At 55.8% G+C, this 18,134-nt stretch carries 18 protein-coding genes; 11 read left to right on the top strand and 7 right to left on the bottom strand.

Annotated elements, in window-relative coordinates; genetic code table 11:
• Window positions 1-2: 2 nt before the first annotated feature.
• The 5 genes from KUC_RS07805 (at window position 3) to KUC_RS07785 (ending at window position 4,857) form a co-directional block, all read left to right on the top strand.
• Entirely contained in the window at window positions 3-929 is a 927-nt protein-coding gene (locus tag KUC_RS07805) for a LysR family transcriptional regulator (RefSeq protein ID WP_040479881.1), read from the top strand.
• A 126-nt stretch (window positions 930-1,055) separates the two neighbouring features.
• Window positions 1,056-2,093, top strand: a complete 1,038-nt coding sequence (gene dctP, locus KUC_RS07800) for a TRAP transporter substrate-binding protein DctP (protein WP_007112623.1) — start codon at window positions 1,056-1,058, stop codon at window positions 2,091-2,093.
• Window positions 2,094-2,188: 95 nt separating this feature from the next.
• Complete coding sequence (locus tag KUC_RS07795) at window positions 2,189-2,680, top strand: TRAP transporter small permease (protein WP_007112622.1); 492 nt, start codon at window positions 2,189-2,191, stop codon at window positions 2,678-2,680.
• A gap of 91 nt (window positions 2,681-2,771) precedes the next feature.
• Window positions 2,772-4,046 carry a TRAP transporter large permease gene (locus KUC_RS07790; protein WP_007112621.1) on the top strand — a complete coding sequence of 425 codons (1,275 nt, stop codon included), beginning with the start codon at window positions 2,772-2,774 and terminating at the stop codon, window positions 4,044-4,046.
• Between the two features lie 46 nt (window positions 4,047-4,092).
• Window positions 4,093-4,857 carry a M15 family metallopeptidase gene (locus tag KUC_RS07785; RefSeq protein ID WP_007112620.1) on the top strand — a complete coding sequence of 255 codons (765 nt, stop codon included), beginning with the start codon at window positions 4,093-4,095 and terminating at the stop codon, window positions 4,855-4,857.
• A gap of 20 nt (window positions 4,858-4,877) precedes the next feature.
• Here the strand turns inward: KUC_RS07785 and KUC_RS07780 are convergent, their stop codons facing one another.
• Entirely contained in the window at window positions 4,878-6,317 is a 1,440-nt protein-coding gene (locus tag KUC_RS07780; protein ID WP_007112619.1) for an aldehyde dehydrogenase family protein, read from the bottom strand.
• 70 nt (window positions 6,318-6,387) lie between these two features.
• Complete coding sequence (locus tag KUC_RS07775) at window positions 6,388-7,197, bottom strand: SDR family NAD(P)-dependent oxidoreductase (RefSeq protein ID WP_083825756.1); 810 nt, start codon at window positions 7,195-7,197, stop codon at window positions 6,388-6,390.
• Between the two features lie 204 nt (window positions 7,198-7,401).
• Between KUC_RS07775 and KUC_RS07770 the strand changes: the two genes are divergently transcribed.
• From KUC_RS07770 to KUC_RS07755, 4 genes are read left to right on the top strand one after another with little or no spacing between them, the layout of a single operon-like run.
• Entirely contained in the window at window positions 7,402-8,334 is a 933-nt protein-coding gene (locus KUC_RS07770; RefSeq protein WP_007112616.1) for a 3-hydroxyacyl-CoA dehydrogenase NAD-binding domain-containing protein, read from the top strand.
• Window positions 8,327-9,022, top strand: a complete 696-nt coding sequence (locus KUC_RS07765) for an aspartate/glutamate racemase family protein (RefSeq protein WP_007112615.1) — start codon at window positions 8,327-8,329, stop codon at window positions 9,020-9,022. The genes KUC_RS07770 and KUC_RS07765 overlap by 8 nt, the downstream gene beginning before the upstream one ends.
• Window positions 9,023-9,034: 12 nt before the next feature.
• On the top strand, window positions 9,035-10,420 hold the full coding sequence (locus tag KUC_RS07760; protein WP_083825755.1) for an aminotransferase: 1,386 nt from the start codon (window positions 9,035-9,037) through the stop codon (window positions 10,418-10,420).
• The gene (locus KUC_RS07755) at window positions 10,417-11,091 is read left to right on the top strand and encodes a GntR family transcriptional regulator (RefSeq protein WP_007112613.1); all 675 of its coding nucleotides are present in this window, start codon (window positions 10,417-10,419) and stop codon (window positions 11,089-11,091) included. The genes KUC_RS07760 and KUC_RS07755 overlap by 4 nt, the downstream gene beginning before the upstream one ends.
• A gap of 25 nt (window positions 11,092-11,116) precedes the next feature.
• Here KUC_RS07755 and KUC_RS07750 read toward each other — a convergent pair whose 3' ends face one another.
• A complete protein-coding gene (locus tag KUC_RS07750; RefSeq protein ID WP_050804818.1) occupies window positions 11,117-11,812 on the bottom strand; it encodes a GntR family transcriptional regulator in 696 nt (231 codons plus the stop codon).
• 213 nt (window positions 11,813-12,025) lie between these two features.
• Between KUC_RS07750 and KUC_RS07745 the strand changes: the two genes are divergently transcribed.
• Entirely contained in the window at window positions 12,026-13,336 is a 1,311-nt protein-coding gene (locus KUC_RS07745) for an NAD(P)/FAD-dependent oxidoreductase (protein ID WP_040479876.1), read from the top strand.
• Window positions 13,337-13,351: 15 nt separating this feature from the next.
• On the opposite strand, the gene KUC_RS07740 is transcribed toward KUC_RS07745, so the two are convergent.
• The 4 genes from KUC_RS07740 to KUC_RS07725 all read right to left on the bottom strand — a co-directional run bounded on the left by KUC_RS07740 (window position 13,352) and on the right by KUC_RS07725 (window position 16,384).
• Window positions 13,352-14,128 (bottom strand): amino acid ABC transporter ATP-binding protein, encoded by a 777-nt coding sequence (locus KUC_RS07740; RefSeq protein WP_007112610.1) that lies wholly within the window; start codon window positions 14,126-14,128, stop codon window positions 13,352-13,354.
• Entirely contained in the window at window positions 14,121-14,786 is a 666-nt protein-coding gene (locus KUC_RS07735; protein ID WP_007112609.1) for an amino acid ABC transporter permease, read from the bottom strand. Before KUC_RS07735 ends, KUC_RS07740 begins: the two co-directional genes overlap by 8 nt.
• 9 nt (window positions 14,787-14,795) lie before the next feature.
• Complete coding sequence (locus KUC_RS07730; protein WP_007112608.1) at window positions 14,796-15,437, bottom strand: amino acid ABC transporter permease; 642 nt, start codon at window positions 15,435-15,437, stop codon at window positions 14,796-14,798.
• 89 nt (window positions 15,438-15,526) lie between these two features.
• On the bottom strand, window positions 15,527-16,384 hold the full coding sequence (locus KUC_RS07725) for a transporter substrate-binding domain-containing protein (protein ID WP_007112607.1): 858 nt from the start codon (window positions 16,382-16,384) through the stop codon (window positions 15,527-15,529).
• Window positions 16,385-16,641: 257 nt separating this feature from the next.
• Here KUC_RS07725 and pdxR point away from each other — a divergent pair, with 257 nt between their 5' ends.
• Window positions 16,642-18,129 (top strand): MocR-like pyridoxine biosynthesis transcription factor PdxR, encoded by a 1,488-nt coding sequence (gene pdxR, locus KUC_RS07720; RefSeq protein ID WP_040479872.1) that lies wholly within the window; start codon window positions 16,642-16,644, stop codon window positions 18,127-18,129.
• Window positions 18,130-18,134 lie beyond the last annotated feature (5 nt).

The following is an 18,134-nucleotide window of genomic DNA, read 5'->3' as shown; positions in this document are numbered from 1 at the left end:
TTATGCTTAACCAGCGTGCATTAACCTACCTCAATGAAGTGATTCGCCGCGGCTCGCTCAGGCGCGCCGCCGCCCACCTAAATGTCGATGCCTCCGCCGTTAGCCGACAATTAAAAGCACTAGAAGAAGAATTGGATACCCAGCTATGCGAGCGTCACGGACGCGGGATGCGCGCAACCGCGGCGGGCCAGTTGCTGGTGCATCATTACCATGCCCAACGGGCTTCAGAAGAGGTCGTGCTCTCCCAGTTAATGGCACTTCAGGGCCTAGCGAAAGGGGAAGTTCGCATCGCCGTGGGAGAAGGATTTATCGCTGACCTGATCGCCGCACCGTTAGGCACTTTTATGTCAGCGTTTTCAGGTATCAATGTTGAAATCCGCATGGCGGGTGTCAACGAAGCGATGTCGTTACTCAAAGACCGTGAAGTCGATATAGCGCTACTTTATGCACCGCCGGTAGACCCGCAACTTTTCTGCCATGTAGAAACGCGCCAGCCGCTCGATGTTATTGTGCCCCCTAATCACCCGTTGAGCACGCTGGGCCGTCCCGTGACGATGCATGACTTAAAGGATTGGCCCCTGGCGTTAATGGATAATCCTTTCGGTATGCGGCAAATGGTCAATATGGTGGCTCACCAGGAGCGTATCCATCTTGAAGCTCGCCTGCATACCAACTCTGTTTCGGTGTTAAAGAATTTCGTCCGCTCAGGCATTGGCGTTACGTTTATGCCTGAACTCACCGTAATGGATGAGATTGAGCGCGGCGAAATTTTCACGCTGCCGATGGAGTATCCGGTGATGAATGGTACGCGCGCCCAAATTGTCAGCCTGAAAGGACAAGAGCTCCCTGTCGCGTCGACCACCTGTATCGACCATTTACACAAAGGCATGCGGTTTTTCTCGGCCGATGCGCCACGACTGTTGCAATAAAAGCCACAGTTTAGGTATTGCATAGTCAACACCTCAATACATAGTCTTCTAGTAGGCACTCCTTATAAATCTAATAACGTGCCCTCAGCGCCTCATAGCTCACGACAATAAACCAGGAGACTTACGATGCTTGCTCAACCTATGTTTACACCTAAACGACTCATTTCAGCTTGCCTGATTGGCTCTGCATTGATGGCAGGAAACACCCTTGCAGCGTCCACGATTAATCTGAGCTACAACGGCGCCCCTGACCCGGAAAAGAATGCTGTCCACGTTTTCGCCACCAACCTAAAGGAGCTGATTGAGGAGAAAACCGATAACCAGATCGAGTTAGCGCTCTACCCCAACAGCATGCTGGGCGAAGAGCAGGAGCGTATGGAGCAAACCATGAACACGCCGATGCTCAACGTGGCGTCATTTGCGGGTGTCTCTCCTCTCGTTGATGAGATCTTCGTCAGCGCTATTCCGTTTCTGTTCGACGATTTTGCGGCGGCGCGTAGCTTCTTCGATGAAGGTGAGTATTGGCAGGAAGTCAGCAATGCTCTGCAGGAGCGTGCCGGTATCGATATGCTAGCCGTCGTGGAAGAGGGGGGCTTTTTGGCGTTCACCAATAACGAAAGGCCTATCAGCCACCCTGACGACTTCGAAGGACTGCGCTTCCGGGCCATGGACCCCAGTCAGGTAGCCCTCTACGAATCCTTCGGCGCCTCTGGCACGCCGATTCCCTGGACAGAGACCTACATGGCACTGCGCACAGGGGTGGCCGATGGCCAGATGAACCCGCCGATGTATATCATTCTGGGCAGCCTCTACGAGGTGCAGGACTACCTGACCCTGGCCAATATTCAGTACTCCAACCAGTTCCTAGTGGGCAATAGCGAAATGATCGCAGGTTGGGATGATGAGCTTCGCAGCGACTTTATGGAGGCCGTCGCCGAAGCTAATCACAATGCCCGAGAGCACAACGAGGATCAGGTCGAGGCGCGTATCGCCTACCTGGAAGAGCAAGGCATGGAAGTGATTCGTCCCTCTGAAGAAGAACTCACTGCTTTCCGCGACATCGGTCAGCCCGCCTACCTTGAGTGGCTCGGAGAGCGTGATATCGAGCAACGCTGGATCGATATGGCGCTGGAAGATGCGGGTATGAGCGATCTGCTCGACTAACGGGCTTTTCAACACTGCTGCAACCACAGGGGCTGGTACCTTACTGGCCCTCTATTTTCTGTGCTTAATGTTCTAGCGCTTCATGGAAGGCTGCCATGTTTAATACGCTTCGATCCCGTCTACTGGCGATCAGCCGCCCGGTTACCCTGACCCTGGCGGGCACACTGCTGTCCCTCAATGTTGCAGCCATATTGTATGGGGTGTTTGCCCGCTACATCGCCGGTGGTGCGCCTATCTGGACAGACGAGCTCTCGCGTTTTTTGATCATCGCCACTGTGATGCTCGCGGCTGGCGCCGTCTGGTCGGAAGGGGGTCACATGCGCGTCGGCCTGTTGGAGAAGCTACTGCCAGCCCCCTTCGCACGTTTGCTGAATGTGTACCAGTGGCTACTCACCCTGCTGATTGCAGCGGGTGGAGCATGGGTAAGCTATCGCTATGCGTTATCAGTCAGCATGTTTACCACATCAGGGCTCGGCATTAGCCGCACGGTGCCCCTCCTATCGCTACCCATTGGCTTTTTGCTACTCGCTTGGCATGCGCTTCTCTATGGCCCTGCGCCACTCAAGACCGTTGAGGACTCTTTATGAAGACCGTTGAGGGCTCACTTTTTAAGACCGCTGAGGGCTCCTTGTTTAAGACCGTTGAGGGCTCACTGTTTAAGACCGTTGAGGACTCCCTATGATTGTCACTATGCTAGCGGTTTTCCTTGGCCACGTTTTGCTTGGGCTTCCTCTTTTCATTGCGCTGCTTACCACCGCGATAGTGGGCTTTTTGTTTGTCGACCCCTCGATGATTCCGCGCATGCTGCCCCAGCAATTCTTTAGCGGTATCAATGTTTTCTCCTTAATGGCTATCCCGCTGTTTATCTTCGCTGGCAACCTAATGAACGTCAGCGGCTTAACCGAGCGCTTGATGGGATTCGCCCGCCTGATAGTGGGGCACTTGCGGGGCGGTATGGGCCACGTCAACGTGGTGTCGAGCGTTTTCTTCGCAGGTGTCAATGGCTCAGCGGTGGCTGATACCTCCGCGCTGGGGTCGCTGTTAGTACCTGCCATGGAGAAGGAGGGCTACTCAAGGGCCTTTGCCGCTGGGTTGACCGCAGGTAGTTCGCTGATCGGCCCGATTATTCCCCCCAGTATCTTTATGATCCTCTACGCCTCACTGACGAACACCTCAGTAGGCGATCTATTTCTGGCGGGCGTCGTGCCAGGGCTACTGCTGGGTGTTGCCTTTATGGGCATGAACGCCTGGTATGCCTGGCGCCACCGATTACCCAAAAGTGGCCAGTTGCCCTCGATCGGACAACTTGGCATGGCCTTCGTGGCCGCCCTACCCGCGCTTATCGCCCCCTTTATAATTGTGGCAGGTATCGTACTTGGCTTCGTTACCCCAACTGAGTCGGGCGCGTTGACAGCGCTGTATGTGGCCTTATGCGGCTTTGTGCTGGGTGGTTTACGCTTTAAAGAGTGCTGGCAAGCGATCCTCGATACGGCACGCTTAACCTCGGCGATTTTTCTAATCATGGCGGCATCGGCGACGATTAGCTGGCTGCTCTCCTATGCGCAAGTGCCTGCGCAATTTGTATCACTGCTATCACCCTACGTGGACAGTAGCGTGGTTATTTTATTGCTGCTTAGCGCGATCACCTTCATCACGGGAATGTTTATGGAGGAGGTGTCGGCATTAATGCTACTGACGCCTATCTTTGCGCCGGTGGCTATGATGGCGGGTATTGACCCCATCCACCTGGGCGTCATCATCACGCTGAACATTACCATTGCGTTAATCACGCCACCGCTGGGTGCCTGTGTGTTCGTGGCCGCCGCGGTCAGTCGGCTTGAGATAGTGTCGCTATTTAGAACCATTTGGCCCTTTGTGCTGACGGCAATTGCGGTGCTTATTCTACTCATACTTTTTCCACCGCTGACGCTGTGGCTACCTACTCAATTTTGATAGCCAGTGTTGATAACCAGCTTGGATAACACCCTCCTTGGATAACATGATGCCTTTGAACACACTATTAAAGGCCTTGCCGCCTATCCCCAGCCACCCTGCCCCCTGCTGGGAACTGCTGCGTCGTGCGCCCATTGAAGATAATGGTGAGCGCTTGGTGCCGATGAGCCTCGCCCCGGCACCGGTCAGCGTGTTCCCCGCCTATGCGCGACTGGGCATTCCGGGTGCGGTAGCGGAGTGTTTTGTTCGCGAGGGGGTTTATCGGGCGCTACTCGCTGGTGCACGTAGCTTACCCGACGGCATCGGGTTGATCGTACTGGATGGCTGGCGGCCATGGCGGGTACAGCAGTACTTGTTTGACACCCTGCATGAGGCCATCCACCACTACCAGCCTGACCTTAGCGAAGCGGAGCTATTAGAGCGTACAAGAGAGTTCGTATCGGTACCCAGCCGCGACCCTTTAGCCCCCAGCCCGCACCTCACCGGCGGCGCCGTCGATGTCACGCTCTGTGATGCCGATGGTCTCCCACTGGATATGGGTACCCTGTTTGACGAGGCGCTTCCGGCCTCTCATAGCGACTATTTTGAGCATCTGGAAATGCTTACCCCGCAACAACATAAGGCGCGGGACCACCGCCGTCTGCTGTATCACACTATGCATCGGCAAGGCTTCACCAACCTACCCAGCGAATGGTGGCACTTTGATTACGGCGATCAATTATGGGCCTACTACGGGCCGCATGATCATGCGCAGTACGGCCCGGCAGAGCTGGATACCATTGAGAACCGTTGGCGCAGGCAGTTGGGGTAATGGCTGTGAAGACACTAGCTTTAACCGGCATACGTATAGGCGGTTTTCACCGATGTATAGAATTCGGCTGCATAGCTACCCTGCTCACGTGACCCGAAGCTCGACGCTTTACGCCCGCCAAAGGGCACGTGATAATCCACGCCCGCGGTCGGCAAGTTGAGCATCACCATGCCAGCGGCAGAACGGCGCTTGAACTCCCGCGCATAGCGTAGATTGGTGGTACAAATCCCCGACGACAGACCGAACTGGGTGTCATTGGCCAGCGCTACTGCTTCTTCAAAGTCATCGACACGAATCACGCTGGCACAGGGGCCGAAGATCTCTTCACGGGCGCTACGCATGGCATTACTCGCCCCAAGGAAAAGTGCGGGTGCCTGGAAATACCCTTCAGTGTCGCGTGTGAGCTGCTCTCCACCCAATACATCGCAGCCCTCTTCAGCGGCGAGCGCCACGTAGTAAAGATTGCTTTCGAGCTGACTCCGGGCGGCGACGGGGCCAATCTGCATCCCCTCGGCGAGCGCATGCCCCACCTTGAGCGCCTGCATCTGGCGACTGAGTTCCGCGATAAAGGCATCATGGATGCCCGACTGTACGATTAGACGCGACGATGCGGTACAGCGCTGCCCCGTCTGGTAAAAGGCACCGTTGAGACAGACAGAAACAGCGGTTTCCAGATCGGCGTCGTCCATCACGATCACCGGGTTCTTACCGCCCATCTCTAGCTGAAGTTTTTTCATGTTCGCCGCGCAGGCGCCAGCCAGCTGCCGCCCTACCTGCACCGACCCGGTAAAGGAAATTCCCGAGATGCGCGGATCCGTGGTCATCGCCTCACCGACGACGGAGCCACGCCCCATAACGAGATTGAAAACACCCGCCGGGCAGCCCGCCTCATGAATAATCTGGGTCAATATGTGGGCTGAGCCCGGCGTCTGTTCCGCTGGCTTAAAGATCACGCAGTTGCCATAAGCTAAGGCAGGGGCAATTTTCCACGCAGGAATCGCGATGGGGAAGTTCCACGGGGTGATGATACCGACAATGCCTAACGGCTCGCGGGTCACCTCCACATCCACGCCGGGTCGCACCGAGGCCAGGGCATCCCCCGTCAGACGTAGCGCCTCTCCGGCGAAAAAACGAAACACATGCGCGGCGCGGCGAACTTCTCCCAGCGCTTCTAACAGAACCTTACCCTCTTCGCAGGCCAGCATCGTCGCAATCTCATCTTCGCGGCGGGTGATCTCTGCGGCCACGCGGTCCAGCAGATCAGCGCGCAGCTGAGGGGTCGCGCCGGCCCAGGCGGGCATTGCGACCTCTGCCGCTTCGGCGGCATCGGTCACATCCTGGGCACCGCCGCGGGCATAAAGCCCGATCAGATCCGTCACATCGGAGGGGTTAGTGTTTTCTGAGACATCATCGGCCTCGCGCCATACGCCACCGATTAAATTGTTGTTCATTTCGCCCATGACCCGTTCTCCCATTGTTTTAGTTAGCGACGTGTTTTAGTTAGCGACGTGTTTTCGTCAGCGACTTGTTTTAGCCGGCGGTCGCGCCGCCATCGACTGGGATCAGCGTCCCGGTCATGTACCCTGCCGCGTCCGAGACCAGAAAGGCCGCGACACGTGCAATGTCTTCAGTGGTGCCAACGCGCCCCATCGGTATCGAGGCACCGTATTCGGCCAGCGTTGCGATGCGTTCGTCTCCGTTAACGCCTGCCGCCAGCATGGGGGTGTCCGTATCGCCTGGACAGACCGCATTGATGCGAATGCCCTCATGGGCGTGATCCAGCGCCATACAGCGGGTTAGTTGCGCGACCGCGGCTTTCGATACCGCATAGGCTACCGCGCCTTTCGCACCGACTAGCGCCCAGTCCGAGGCGATATTGACGATCACACCACCGCTCTGCGCCCGGAAAAGGGGAATAACCGCGCGTGAGAGTCTGAAGACACTGCCAAGATTGACATCCATCACCTGGTCCCACTCCACATCGGAGGTTTCCTCAGCGCTTCCACGGCTTAGCAGCCCGGCATTGTTGATCAGCACGTCAACCCGGCCGAAGGCTGCGATCGCAGCCTCAATAATCGCCTCTGGGGCGGCCTTATCCGACAGGTCCACCGCATAAAATGTCACCACGGCTCCCTCGGCCCGAAGCGCGTCGACCAGTGCCTGCCCGGCTGCTTCCCGACGCCCGACCAGAAACAGCGCGAACCCCTGTGCCGCCAGGGCGCGGGCTATGGCCGCACCAATTCCCGAGGTAGCGCCGGTAACGATGGCGCATTGTTTTGTGCCTGAATTTGAGCTTGAGCTTGAGCTGGCGGCGGTGCTGGCGATCGTGTTGTTCTTCATCTTTATCCCCGCTGGGCTGCCTAGAATATAGTCATCTTCCTTTTATGATTATATTTTGCGATCGCAAAAGTCAATACTACTCCATCAACATGCCATTATTTTTAATTATTAAAATAAACATCCTATATAAAACGACTTTTCAATTTATTACAAAGACGCTATATTTTATAAAATGCGATCGCAAAAATAACAAGGAGCACTCCCATGACACAGGTCACACAAACACCTCAGATAGCAATTCTTGGCGCAGGCCTGATTGGCGTTGGTTGGGCAGCATTGTTCGTGCACCACGGGGCAGACGTGCGGGTTTGGGATCCCAAACCAGAAGCCCTTAAAGAGGTCGAGGCAAGGATGCGCGCGCCCCTAGCTCAACTAGAAGAGGCATCTCCGCGTACCGCTACGCGGGGCACGCTGACGCTCTGCAGCGACCTTTCGGACGCCCTGTCAGAGGCCGATCTAATTCAGGAGAATGCACCGGAGAATATCCCGCTCAAACATGCGCTCTACTCCCTGGTTGAGCCGTTGATGATGGATAGCGCCGTGCTTGCGTCTTCCACCTCAGCGCTCACCTGGTCCGATCTCAGCCCTGGCCTAAAAGATCCGTCAAAACTGATCACTGCCCACCCCTTCAACCCACCGCACCTGGTGCCATTGGTGGAGATCTTCGGCACCGACCTTGCACGCCTGGGCCGGGCAGAAGCGATCTACCGCGCCGCGGAACGGGTGCCGGTGCGGCTGATGAAAGATGCCACGGGGCATATCGCCAATCGCTTAGCGTCGGCACTGTGGCGCGAAGCGGTGCACATGGTTCAGGCCGGTATTGCGGATGTCGAAGCGATTGACGCTGCTTTAGTCAATGGACCAGGATTGCGTTGGTCAGTGCTCGGTGCGCATATGGCCTACCATCTAGGCGGCGGTGAAGGCGGCATGGCGGGGTATCTTGCCCACCTCGGGCCGAGCCAGGAGCGCCGCTGGGCATCCCTTGGTAATCCCACGCTAAGTGAGGAAGTCCAAACCGAACTGGTCGCCGGTGTCGAACGCGAGGCTGCCGGGCGCAGTATTGCCGAACTCGAAGCCGTACGCGACAAAGCGCTGATTTCCGCCTTGCGTGCACGCAAGGAGGCCCCTCATGTCTAATCAAGCACTATCTACGAATAGCCCTCGCATCGGCCTTATCCATGCCCTCGAAGAATCGGTTATCCCGATACGCGACGCGTTCTCACGGTTATGGCCCGAAGCACAAACCGCCGATCTACTCGATACATCCCTCGCGGTCGACCTGGCACGGACCGGCGCGCTAAACCAAGCCATGAGGGAGCGTTTCCTAACACTGGGGCGCTACGCGGCGGCGGGCAACGGCACGCAAGATACTCAGGCAATTCTGTTTACCTGTTCAGCCTTCGGGCCCGCGATTGATGCGGTTAAAGCCGACCTTTCCATTCCCGTGCTGCGCCCCAACGAAGCTGCATTCGAAGAGGCGTTGAGCAATAGCACGCGCATTGCGCTGGTCGTCACATTTGCACCTTCGCTGCCATCATTGACCCAAGAGCTTGAGGATATGGCAAAAGCGAAGGGCAAACAGATCCATATCACGCCCATATTGGCCGAGGGCGCGCTCGCCGCGCTCAAAGCGGGTGACGGCGCTGGGCATGATGCCGCGGTTTTATCCGTCTGTAATAACCTTGGCGCGCAGGATGTTATCTTGCTCGGTCAATTTAGCTTGGCACGTGCCGCAAAAGCCCTGCAGCCTCACGTCGACTGCCCCATCATTACAACCCCAGACAGCTCCGTCCGCGCGCTGCGCCGGCTGGTTGCATCGTCTTGAAAGGACTGCATCATGAATGAGTGCACAACCCGCTCCCTCGCTCAGATGGACCAGGAGAGCCATTTTCATCCGGTCAGCTCAATCAGCGACCTGCAAAAAAATGGGCCAGCGATCTACACCTCCGCCAATGGCGTTACGGTCACCCGAGACAACGGGGAAACGCTGCTTGATATGGGCGCTGGGCTTTGGTGTGTGAACGTCGGCTATGGCCGCAAAGAGTTGGTGCAGGCAGGCGCGGAAGCGATGCAGCAGCTCAGCTTTCAGCACTGTTTTGGGGGTGCCGCCGCAGAGCCGACCATTCGTCTGGCCGACCGCCTGCTGAACCTGTTTCGCAGTACGGTACCCGGTTCAGACATGGCGCGGGTGTTCTTCGGCAACTCAGGCTCAGACGCCAACGACACGGCCATCAAGCTGATGAACTATTACCATAATCTGCGTGGCAAAACCGCGAAGAAAAAGATCATCGCTCGCGAAGGGGCTTATCATGGTCTGACGCTGGCCTCAGGCAGCTTGACGGGGATCAAGTCCTATCACACCGCGTTTGATATGCCGCTGGCCAACGTACTGCACACCGGTTGCCCGCACTATTTCACCTTTGGCAAGGAGGGTGAAAGCGAGGTAGCGTTTACCGACCGCTTGATCGCCGAGCTGGAAGAGATGATCACACGGGAAGGCGCCGACACCATCGGCGCTTTCATCGCCGAGCCGGTCATGGGGACTGGCGGCGTGTTCCTGCCGCCCAAGGGTTATTTCGAGAAGCTCCAAGAGGTTCTCAAGCGCCACGATATTCTACTCATCGCCGATGAGGTGATCACCGGCTTTGGCCGGACTGGCAACTGGTTCGGCTCCGGCACCTATGGCCTTCGCCCGGATATCGTGTCGCTCGCTAAGGGGCTCACCAGCGCCTACTTTCCAATGTCGGCCTCACTTATTTCACGGCGCATGTGGGACGTATTCGAAGGCGCATCCGAGAAAATGGGCGTTATGATGCACGGCTTCACCTATTCCGGCCACCCAGTCGGTGCGGCGATTGCGTTGGCCAATCTCGATGTGATGGAGCAGGAAAACCTGACTGAACGCGCGGCACTACTAGGCCCCGTTTTGCTGAAAGCGCTGCGCAACCGGGTAGGAGAAAATCCGTTCGTTGGTGATATTCGCGGCGTGGGGCTGATGGCAGCCGTCGAGTTTTCAGGCTTCCCAAAAGCCAGTGCCCCACATAAGATCGTCGCCAAACATGCCACCGCTGCAGGCGTGTTAACCCGAGCACTACCGTATCTGCCGGTCACTTCCTTTTCTCCACCGCTGACCATCAGCGAGGCCGAGATCATTGAGGCCGTCGATCGCTACGCGCGCGCACTGGACGCGGCAACCCCCGAACTGGAGGCACTGTTGGCATGACCATTGGCCTAGCTCCCGTTGAAACCCAGCCGTTACACGAGGTCGTCTATGAACGACTACGCCACGCCCTCATGTCAGGTCAGCTTGCACCGGGGCGCAAGCTGACCTCACGCAAACTGGCTAAGGAGCTGGGGACGAGCGACATGCCTGTGCGCTCGGCGCTAATGCGCCTGCAGGCCCTGCGTGCCCTGGAACAGTTACCCAATGGCTCGATGGTGTTGCCTGCCATGACGAAGGCGCGTTTCGACGACCTTATGACGACGCGGCTGGTCTGCGAACCCGCCGCCGCGCGTCAGGCCGTTGAGCAGCTGGACCGGGGCGGGCTTCTCAAGCTGCGGCAGGTAGCCGTGGCATTGACCGCCGCCGCAGAAGATCAGGACATCGACGCCTACCTCTACCACAATCACGATTTCAAATTCGCGATCTATGCGGCGTGTGGCTCTCCCTCCTTGTTGTTCCTGATTGAGACGCTGTGGCTACAAGTCGGGCCGTTTCTGCGCCAGTTCAGCGGGCAGTTTGACAATGACCTGCGCGGAATCCTCGAACTTGATTATCACGACGAGATCGTCAAGTGCCTTGAAGATAGGGACAGCGAGGGAGTCGTCGAGCTGTTAACCCGCGACATCCGCGATGGGCATGCCTTCCTGATGGAGAACGGTCAGTTTGAATAGTTCATCACCGGCTAAGCGACATGTCTCAGGCAGGCACCTGCGTTTCGCGAAATGCATCTTTCCCTGCCAGGGCCAGGCCCTCTTGAATATCGGCCACCAGCGCCTGGGACAGTGTTTCTAGTGTTCGTTGTCTTAACGCCGCCAGTATTTCTTTGTGCCGGTCGATACAGTAATGCGTTTTGTGTGTCGACATCATCTGACGCTGAAACGGGCCTAGCTGAAGCCATATGCTCTCAACCAGTGGCATGACCGCCTGATCAGGGTTAAGACAGTACAACGCCCGGTGAAATGCCTGGTTGAGGCGCGTCATCTCCACCGGGTCATTGGCCACAACGGCACCATCAAGCTCAGTGTCGATCACCGCCATGCGGTCGATCACAATATCCGAGACATGCGGCAAGCTGCGCGCGGCGGCATGCAGTTCCAACACGGTGCGCAGCTGAATAAGCTCCTCAAAACGCCCAGCCGTCATCATGGGTACACGAAGACGACGATTGCCCAGCACCTCAATCGCGTTTTCAGAGCAAAGCCTGCGCACTGCTTCACGGATCGGCGTTTGTGAAAGCCCTAAATCCAGCGCCAACCCACGAATCGTTAACCTATGGCCCGGCGGGAAAGCACCCACCATGATCGCTTGGCGCAAACGTAAATAGGCATGTTCCTGTGTCGTCATGTCAGCGGTGTATGTGACATCCGGAATAGAAGGGGCTGTCTGATCCATCTGCTGTCGTCCATTCAGCTTTTTGCTCAATGCTTTCCTCACCTTTTAATTAACTTTTAATTAACTTTTCATTAACTCTTTATCAACTTTCCCGATCATAGCATTGCGCCTTTTTGACACAAGCTTGACACGAGCTTAACACAAGCCTTATAAGTATCACTATATCAAAAATGCTATCACATTTAACAACAACGTATTGCATTGGAGGGTATTATGAGCGCGATGAATAAGTCTTATGCTGGCACTGGCGAACATACCGGTAGTCTTTATGCCGCTACAGCAAACCCAAGCCCGGAACGGCCAGCGCTAGTTGGCCACCAGGAAGCTGATGTGTGTGTTATTGGCGCCGGTTTTACCGGTCTATCCACGGCGCTGCACTTAGCTGAGAAGGGCTATAGTGTCGCGATTATCGAAGGCGCGCGGGTTGGCTGGGGCGCCTCGGGGCGCAACGGTGGGCAGATCGTCAACGGGCTGAATGCCAGTCTGAAGAAAATCGGTGGGCAATTCGGAGAGGATACTGCTCGCTTTGTTGCCAGCCTGGTAACCGAGGGCGGCGATATCATCCGTGAAAGGGCCGCTACCTACGCTATCGACTGCGATCTAAAGAAAGGTAATATCCTCGCCGCTATCACCCCGGCCGATATGCGCGAACTCGAAGCACGTCAGAAACTATGGGAACGCTACGGCATCACCTGCCAGGACATTCTTGATCGCGATGGGATTCGTCAACATATCAAAACAGACCGCTATATCGGCGGTCAGGTCGATCATAAGGGAGGCCATATTCACCCGCTGAACCTGGCCCTCGGTGAGGCTGCGGCTATTGAGCGTCTTGGTGGCACGATCTATGAAATGTCACCGGTCACCTCGGTGGATACGACCGCAGCGCGGCCCGTCGTGCAGACTGCTACGGGGCAAATGACCTGCAAGACCCTGGTGATCTGTGGCAATGCGTATCTTGGTGGCGTTGTGCCAACACTTACTTGGCGAGTGATGCCAGTCACCACACAGATAATGGCAACGCGCCCACTGGGTGAAGAACTCGCAAACCGCCTTTTACCCACTGACCACTGTGTCGAAGATATTCGCTATATCCCGGATTACTATCGGCTATCGGCGGACAAGCGCCTGCTGATTGGCGGTGGATCGGTCTATGGCGGCACCAGCGACCTGAATATTCAGAACAAGCTAAGCCGCAATCTTTACAAGATCTTTCCAGAGCTCAAAGACATCCAGATCGATTATTCATGGAGTGGCAATTTCGCGCTATCGTTCACCCGAGTGCCGCAAATGGGTCGGATCAACGACAACACCTATTTTGCCCATGGCTATAGCGGGCATGGCGTAACCGGCACGCACACCTTCGGGCGCATTCTCTCCGAGGCGATCGACGGTGATCTCAAACGCTTTGATGTGTTTGCCGGCCTGCCCTGGTACCCCTTCCCCGGCGGCCGAACCTTCCGTGTGCCCTACTCTGTTATCGGCTCATGGTGGTATGGCCTGCGCGACAAGCTCGGCGTCTGATCACGCTAGTGCCTTCTATACCGTAGGCACCGTAGGCGCTTCAATTTCCAGGAAGCGCCTTACTCGATCGGTTTTAGGGTTCTCAAAGAACTCGCTGGGGTGGGATTTTTCAATAATGATGCCTTTATCCAGAAAGACCACCTGATCGGAGACTGCCCGAGCAAATTCCATCTCGTGGGTCACCAACACCATGGTGTAGCCTTCTTTGGAGAGGTCTTTGATCACCCCAAGCACTTCCCCTACCAGCTCTGGGTCAAGGGCTGAAGTGGGCTCATCGAACAGCATCACCTTGGGCTGCATAGCGAGCGCCCGCGCAATCGCTACCCGCTGCTTTTGCCCGCCGGAAAGCGTGTAGGGGTACTGCTCGCGTTTATCGGCCATACCGACTTTTTCGAGCAGCGCCATAGCCCGCTCTTCAGCCTCGGCTTTGCTCAAGCCTTGGACATGAATAGGCGCCTCAGTGACATTGCGCAACACGCTTAAATGAGGCCAGAGGTTAAAGCCCTGAAACACCATTCCCAAGCGCGCGCGCATACCTGCCAACTCACGGCGCGACATTGGTTTTCCGGTGTCGCTAACGCCGATACGATCGCCATCAATACGGATGTCGCCTCGATCTGGCTGTTCGAGCCAGTTAATGCAGCGTAGCAGGGTAGATTTACCCGACCCCGATGAGCCCAAAATACTGACCACTTCGCCGGGCTGTACTTCTAGCGACACATCCCGCAGCACTTCGGTGCCATCGAAGCTTTTGGAAAGATTACGAATACTAACAGCGGCGGTCTCAGGCATTTTCGAATCCTCGCTTGGCGCCAAAACGGCCAATCATTTTGATAAATAGTTCTAAACCAATACTGATTAGCCAGTAGAAACCGATCACCACGATGAATGCTTCCATGGGAATAAAGTAGGTACTCGACAGGCTGCTCGCCGCCGCGGTGAGCTCGCGCACGGTGATAATCACCAGAAAGGCAGTGTCTTTGAGCAGGATAATCAATTGGTTGCCCAACAAGCCGCGGGTTTTCAAAATCAGTTGCGGCAAGATAATGCGCAGAAACATCTTGGGCTGCGAAAATCCTTGAGCGATTGCAGCCTCTACCTGCCCTTGGGCAAAGGTGGCGCGGCAGCCGCGCAAAATTTCCGCAAAGTAAGCGCCGTGATAGATCACTAACGCAATAATCCCGGCCGTCCAGGCGCTCATGCGAATTCCTGCGCTGGGCAGGCCGTAATAGAGTAAATAGGCCAGAATCAAAAATGGCAGCATTCGCATGCCATCGATGAATATCCTTAGCGGGATCTTTAACCGTGGGCGGGAACCCTCCAATAAAAACACCATGCCGCTGCCCATTAAAAAAGCCAGCACGGCGGATAAACCAAATAGCTTTAAGGTGTTATAAAAACCGCTTAAAAATACGTCATAAGACGACCACAGAATGTCCCAATTGCTCATAAAGGCTCCCTAAACGGCCAATCGGCTGGCTTTGCGCTCGGCCACGCGTTGAAGCCATACCAGCAGACTGATAATCAGCATATACAGCGCTGCGGCCGCTAAAATCGGCGGTAGAGGGTCGTAGGTAACTGCTGAAATACGATTGGTCACACGGGTCAGGTCGACTACGCCGATCACCGCAATGGCGGGGCTGCCTTTAATCAGAAACGACATCTCATTCACCAATCCCGGCAGGCTGGTAATGGTAATTTGCGGCAGCATAATTCGGCGGAAATAGACCCATGGCGTCATGCCAATGGCCAAGGCCGCTTCACGCTGCTCTTTAGAGAAGTTGTTAAACGCAGAGCGCCAAATTTCGGCGTTAAAGGCAGTGGTATTCAGAGTTAGCGCAATAATACCGGCTACATTGCGGTTGAGATTAACGCCCATGGTCGGTGCGGTTAAGAAGATAAATAGCACCAGCGTCACCAGTGGCGTGGCTCTCGCCAGGCTAATATAAACGCCTAGCAACTGATGCAGAACGGGTATTTTTGCCACCCTGAGCAACGCAATCAGCAATCCCATTACCACACCAATGGCAATGGATATGCCGGATATCCAAAGCGTTGTCCAGGCACCCTGAATGAGGAGCCCCCAAGCGCCACTGTCCATGCTCACCCCCTAGGCTTGGTAAGAAAACCGATTCGCTCAAAAAAACAGCCGCCCAGCTAACACGTTTGGGCGACTGGCGAACGCGTGACTTACATACCGGCCATTTCGTGGAACTCTTCCACTGAGGTGATCGGTGTTGTCGGCAGGTCGTCAAAGGACTCGCCAAACCATTTTTCCTGTAGCTCGGCCAAGCGGCCGGAATCGCGCAGGTGGCTCATAAAATCGGTGATATAGGCCAGCAGCTCGGGGCTGTCTTTTGGCATCGGCCATGCCACATAGCCTGGGCCGGAGACGGCCTGGCCCGCTTCGAACACATCTGGGCGTTCACTGATCAGGTCATTCACCGGCACGATGGAGTTGATAACGTAATCAACCCGGCCATTGGCGAGATCAGCGTAGATTTCTGGATAGGCTTCATACTGCATGACGTCGCCCAGCTCGCCACCGCTCTCTTCCAGCATGACCTCCAGCTCTGGCAGGCGCGAAAGCAGTGCACTGCCCGCTTGAACGCCCAGCGTCATACCGCTTAAATCTGCAACGCTATTGATACGGTCATCACCCGCCCGCTTGATGTAGAAGTGCTGAGCGGAGCCAAAAGGCGGTGCATAATTGAATACCCTCAGGCGTTCGTCGGTTACCGAAGCGCCGGTCAGTGCCATGTCGTATTGGCCCGACGAGACCGATGCTAGCAGCCCTGTCCAGGGCAAAATATCCTGGCGGATTTCGAAGTCAGCGTACTCCTCCAGTTCAATCAAAATGTCTTTGATAAAGCCGTCCGGGTCGCTGCCGCTCATAAAGTTAAACGGCGCGTAGTTATCTTCGGTGGCCACGCTCATATAGCCACGGCTCTCTATTTCGTCTAAATCCGCAGCGGAAACGGTCAATGAAGCACTTAACGCAAGTGCTCCAATGCTTAACGTGGAGGCCAAAGCAGCTATTTTTTTCATCGTCCGATATCCCCTAGGTTTTAAAAAAATAGTCAAAACATCACTCGACTGTTGTCGTCTGCAATGTGGTTTCAAACGTTTAGCGATATGCAGCAGCTAACTTCACCCTAGATTTTTATCCTCTCTGCGATTAGAGCCAGTTAGCGCAAATTAAAAGGACAGTTGCCGACAACTGAAGTGGCACGAAAAATGCTTTTGTTAGAGAGGTACTTAAGTGAATTAGCTAAATGGCCAGGATGTTTGAAGAGGAGGTGTGCATGACAACGCTGTGTCTTGAGGTCGACCCTAACGCTGCCCCCTGCCTGCAAGAACAGCTGCGTAAAACGCTGTTAGAGGCCATTCGCACGGGCAGCTTACCCACCGATGACGCGCTCCCCTCCTGTCGCAAGCTTTCCCAACAGCTGGGTATTTCGCGTAATACGGTGGCGATTGTTTACGAAAAGCTGGTCGAAGATGGCTATCTGATTAGCCGACCGCGTAGCGGTTATTACTTACACCCTGATTATAGTGAACCTCAATCAGTGCTTAACGCCGCTTTAACCGCGATAACTGAGAGCAGTAACGCTTCAACCGCTGCACCAAACTGGCACAAGCGTATTACCCAGCGCCCTACTAACTACCAAGGGATTCTTAAACCCGGCAACTGGTCAGAGTATGCCTATCCGTTTATTTATGGCCAGTTAGATACACGCCTCTTCCCGCTCGCCCAATGGCGCGATGTTTCCCGGCGGTTATTAAGCTCCCAACGCGACAAGCCGTGGCTGCGAGACCGCATCGATCAAGATGACCCTTTACTCATCGAGCAACTGCGCAAACGTATTTTGCCGCGTCGGGGTATTTTTGCTCGGCCGGAAGAGATACTCATCACCATGGGGACGCAAAATGCGCTCTATTTGATTGCGCAACTGCTTTGCCATCGAGGGACGAGCGTGGCGCTGGAATCGCCGGGTTACCGCGAGGCAATGAACGTATTTGCCCAGCGCGGCGCCAACCTGCAATACCAAACAATGGATGCAGACGGCATACGCCTGGAAGGCACACAGCAGTGTGACTATCTGTATGTGATGCCCAGCCACCAGGTTCCCACGGGCGTGACCATGAGCCGCGAGCGACGCGAGGCGCTATTGGCCCAGATCTCCCACCGCGACCAAATCGTGATTGAGGATGACTACGACGCCGAGATTCACGGTGACCAGTTTGCGCTGCCAGCGCTTAAAGCCAGTGCCCAGAGTGCCCGAATCATCTACATGGGCAGCTTATCCAAAGCACTTTCACCCGGTTTGCGCATGGGTTACGTGGTGGCGGATGCAGAGTTAATTGACGAGCTGCGGGCGCTACGACGCATGATGTACCGTCACCCACCCGCCGCGTTGCAGCACCAGTTGGCCCAGTTTATTTGCCAAGGCTATTACGAGCGCTATCTCAAACTGCATGTGGAAGAGATCGATCAGCGCCGCGACGCCATGCGCCTCGCCATTGAACAGGCCTTGCCTGGCTGCCAGAGCCACAGCAGCAGTCGTTCAAGCGCCTTCTGGATGGAGGCAGATAACAGCATTGATACCCAGCGACTGGCCTGGCATGCCGCTCAACGCGGTGTGTTGATTGAACCCGGTTTTCAACACTTCTTCGATGCCGCCCCGCCGCGACGCTTTTTCCGCCTAGGGTTTGGCGCCATAGAGAGGGAGCGTATCGACCCAGGCATACAGCGCCTGGGCCTCGCCTACGATAACGCTCTAAACACTTAACCCCT

Source organism: Vreelandella boliviensis LC1 (assembly GCF_000236035.1).
Taxonomy (GTDB): Bacteria; Pseudomonadota; Gammaproteobacteria; order Pseudomonadales; family Halomonadaceae; genus Vreelandella; species Vreelandella boliviensis.
Note: the sequence above shows the minus strand (reverse complement) of the source record. Positions and strands in the feature narration are given on the sequence as shown.

Excerpts from the sequence above, each read along its gene's own strand:
- KUC_RS07805 (WP_040479881.1), top strand. The coding sequence starts at position 3 with ATGCTTAACCAGCGTGCATTAACCTACCTCAATGAAGTGATTCGCCGC.
- dctP (WP_007112623.1), top strand. The coding sequence starts at position 1,056 with ATGCTTGCTCAACCTATGTTTACACCTAAACGACTCATTTCAGCTTGC.
- KUC_RS07795 (WP_007112622.1), top strand. The coding sequence starts at position 2,189 with ATGTTTAATACGCTTCGATCCCGTCTACTGGCGATCAGCCGCCCGGTT.
- KUC_RS07790 (WP_007112621.1), top strand. The coding sequence starts at position 2,772 with ATGATTGTCACTATGCTAGCGGTTTTCCTTGGCCACGTTTTGCTTGGG.
- KUC_RS07785 (WP_007112620.1), top strand. The coding sequence starts at position 4,093 with ATGATGCCTTTGAACACACTATTAAAGGCCTTGCCGCCTATCCCCAGC.
- KUC_RS07780 (WP_007112619.1), bottom strand. The coding sequence starts at position 6,317 with ATGGGCGAAATGAACAACAATTTAATCGGTGGCGTATGGCGCGAGGCC.
- KUC_RS07775 (WP_083825756.1), bottom strand. The coding sequence starts at position 7,197 with ATGAAGAACAACACGATCGCCAGCACCGCCGCCAGCTCAAGCTCAAGC.
- KUC_RS07770 (WP_007112616.1), top strand. The coding sequence starts at position 7,402 with ATGACACAGGTCACACAAACACCTCAGATAGCAATTCTTGGCGCAGGC.
- KUC_RS07765 (WP_007112615.1), top strand. The coding sequence starts at position 8,327 with ATGTCTAATCAAGCACTATCTACGAATAGCCCTCGCATCGGCCTTATC.
- KUC_RS07760 (WP_083825755.1), top strand. The coding sequence starts at position 9,035 with ATGAATGAGTGCACAACCCGCTCCCTCGCTCAGATGGACCAGGAGAGC.
- KUC_RS07755 (WP_007112613.1), top strand. The coding sequence starts at position 10,417 with ATGACCATTGGCCTAGCTCCCGTTGAAACCCAGCCGTTACACGAGGTC.
- KUC_RS07750 (WP_050804818.1), bottom strand. The coding sequence starts at position 11,812 with ATGGATCAGACAGCCCCTTCTATTCCGGATGTCACATACACCGCTGAC.
- KUC_RS07745 (WP_040479876.1), top strand. The coding sequence starts at position 12,026 with ATGAGCGCGATGAATAAGTCTTATGCTGGCACTGGCGAACATACCGGT.
- KUC_RS07740 (WP_007112610.1), bottom strand. The coding sequence starts at position 14,128 with ATGCCTGAGACCGCCGCTGTTAGTATTCGTAATCTTTCCAAAAGCTTC.
- KUC_RS07735 (WP_007112609.1), bottom strand. The coding sequence starts at position 14,786 with ATGAGCAATTGGGACATTCTGTGGTCGTCTTATGACGTATTTTTAAGC.
- KUC_RS07730 (WP_007112608.1), bottom strand. The coding sequence starts at position 15,437 with ATGGACAGTGGCGCTTGGGGGCTCCTCATTCAGGGTGCCTGGACAACG.
- KUC_RS07725 (WP_007112607.1), bottom strand. The coding sequence starts at position 16,384 with ATGAAAAAAATAGCTGCTTTGGCCTCCACGTTAAGCATTGGAGCACTT.
- pdxR (WP_040479872.1), top strand. The coding sequence starts at position 16,642 with ATGACAACGCTGTGTCTTGAGGTCGACCCTAACGCTGCCCCCTGCCTG.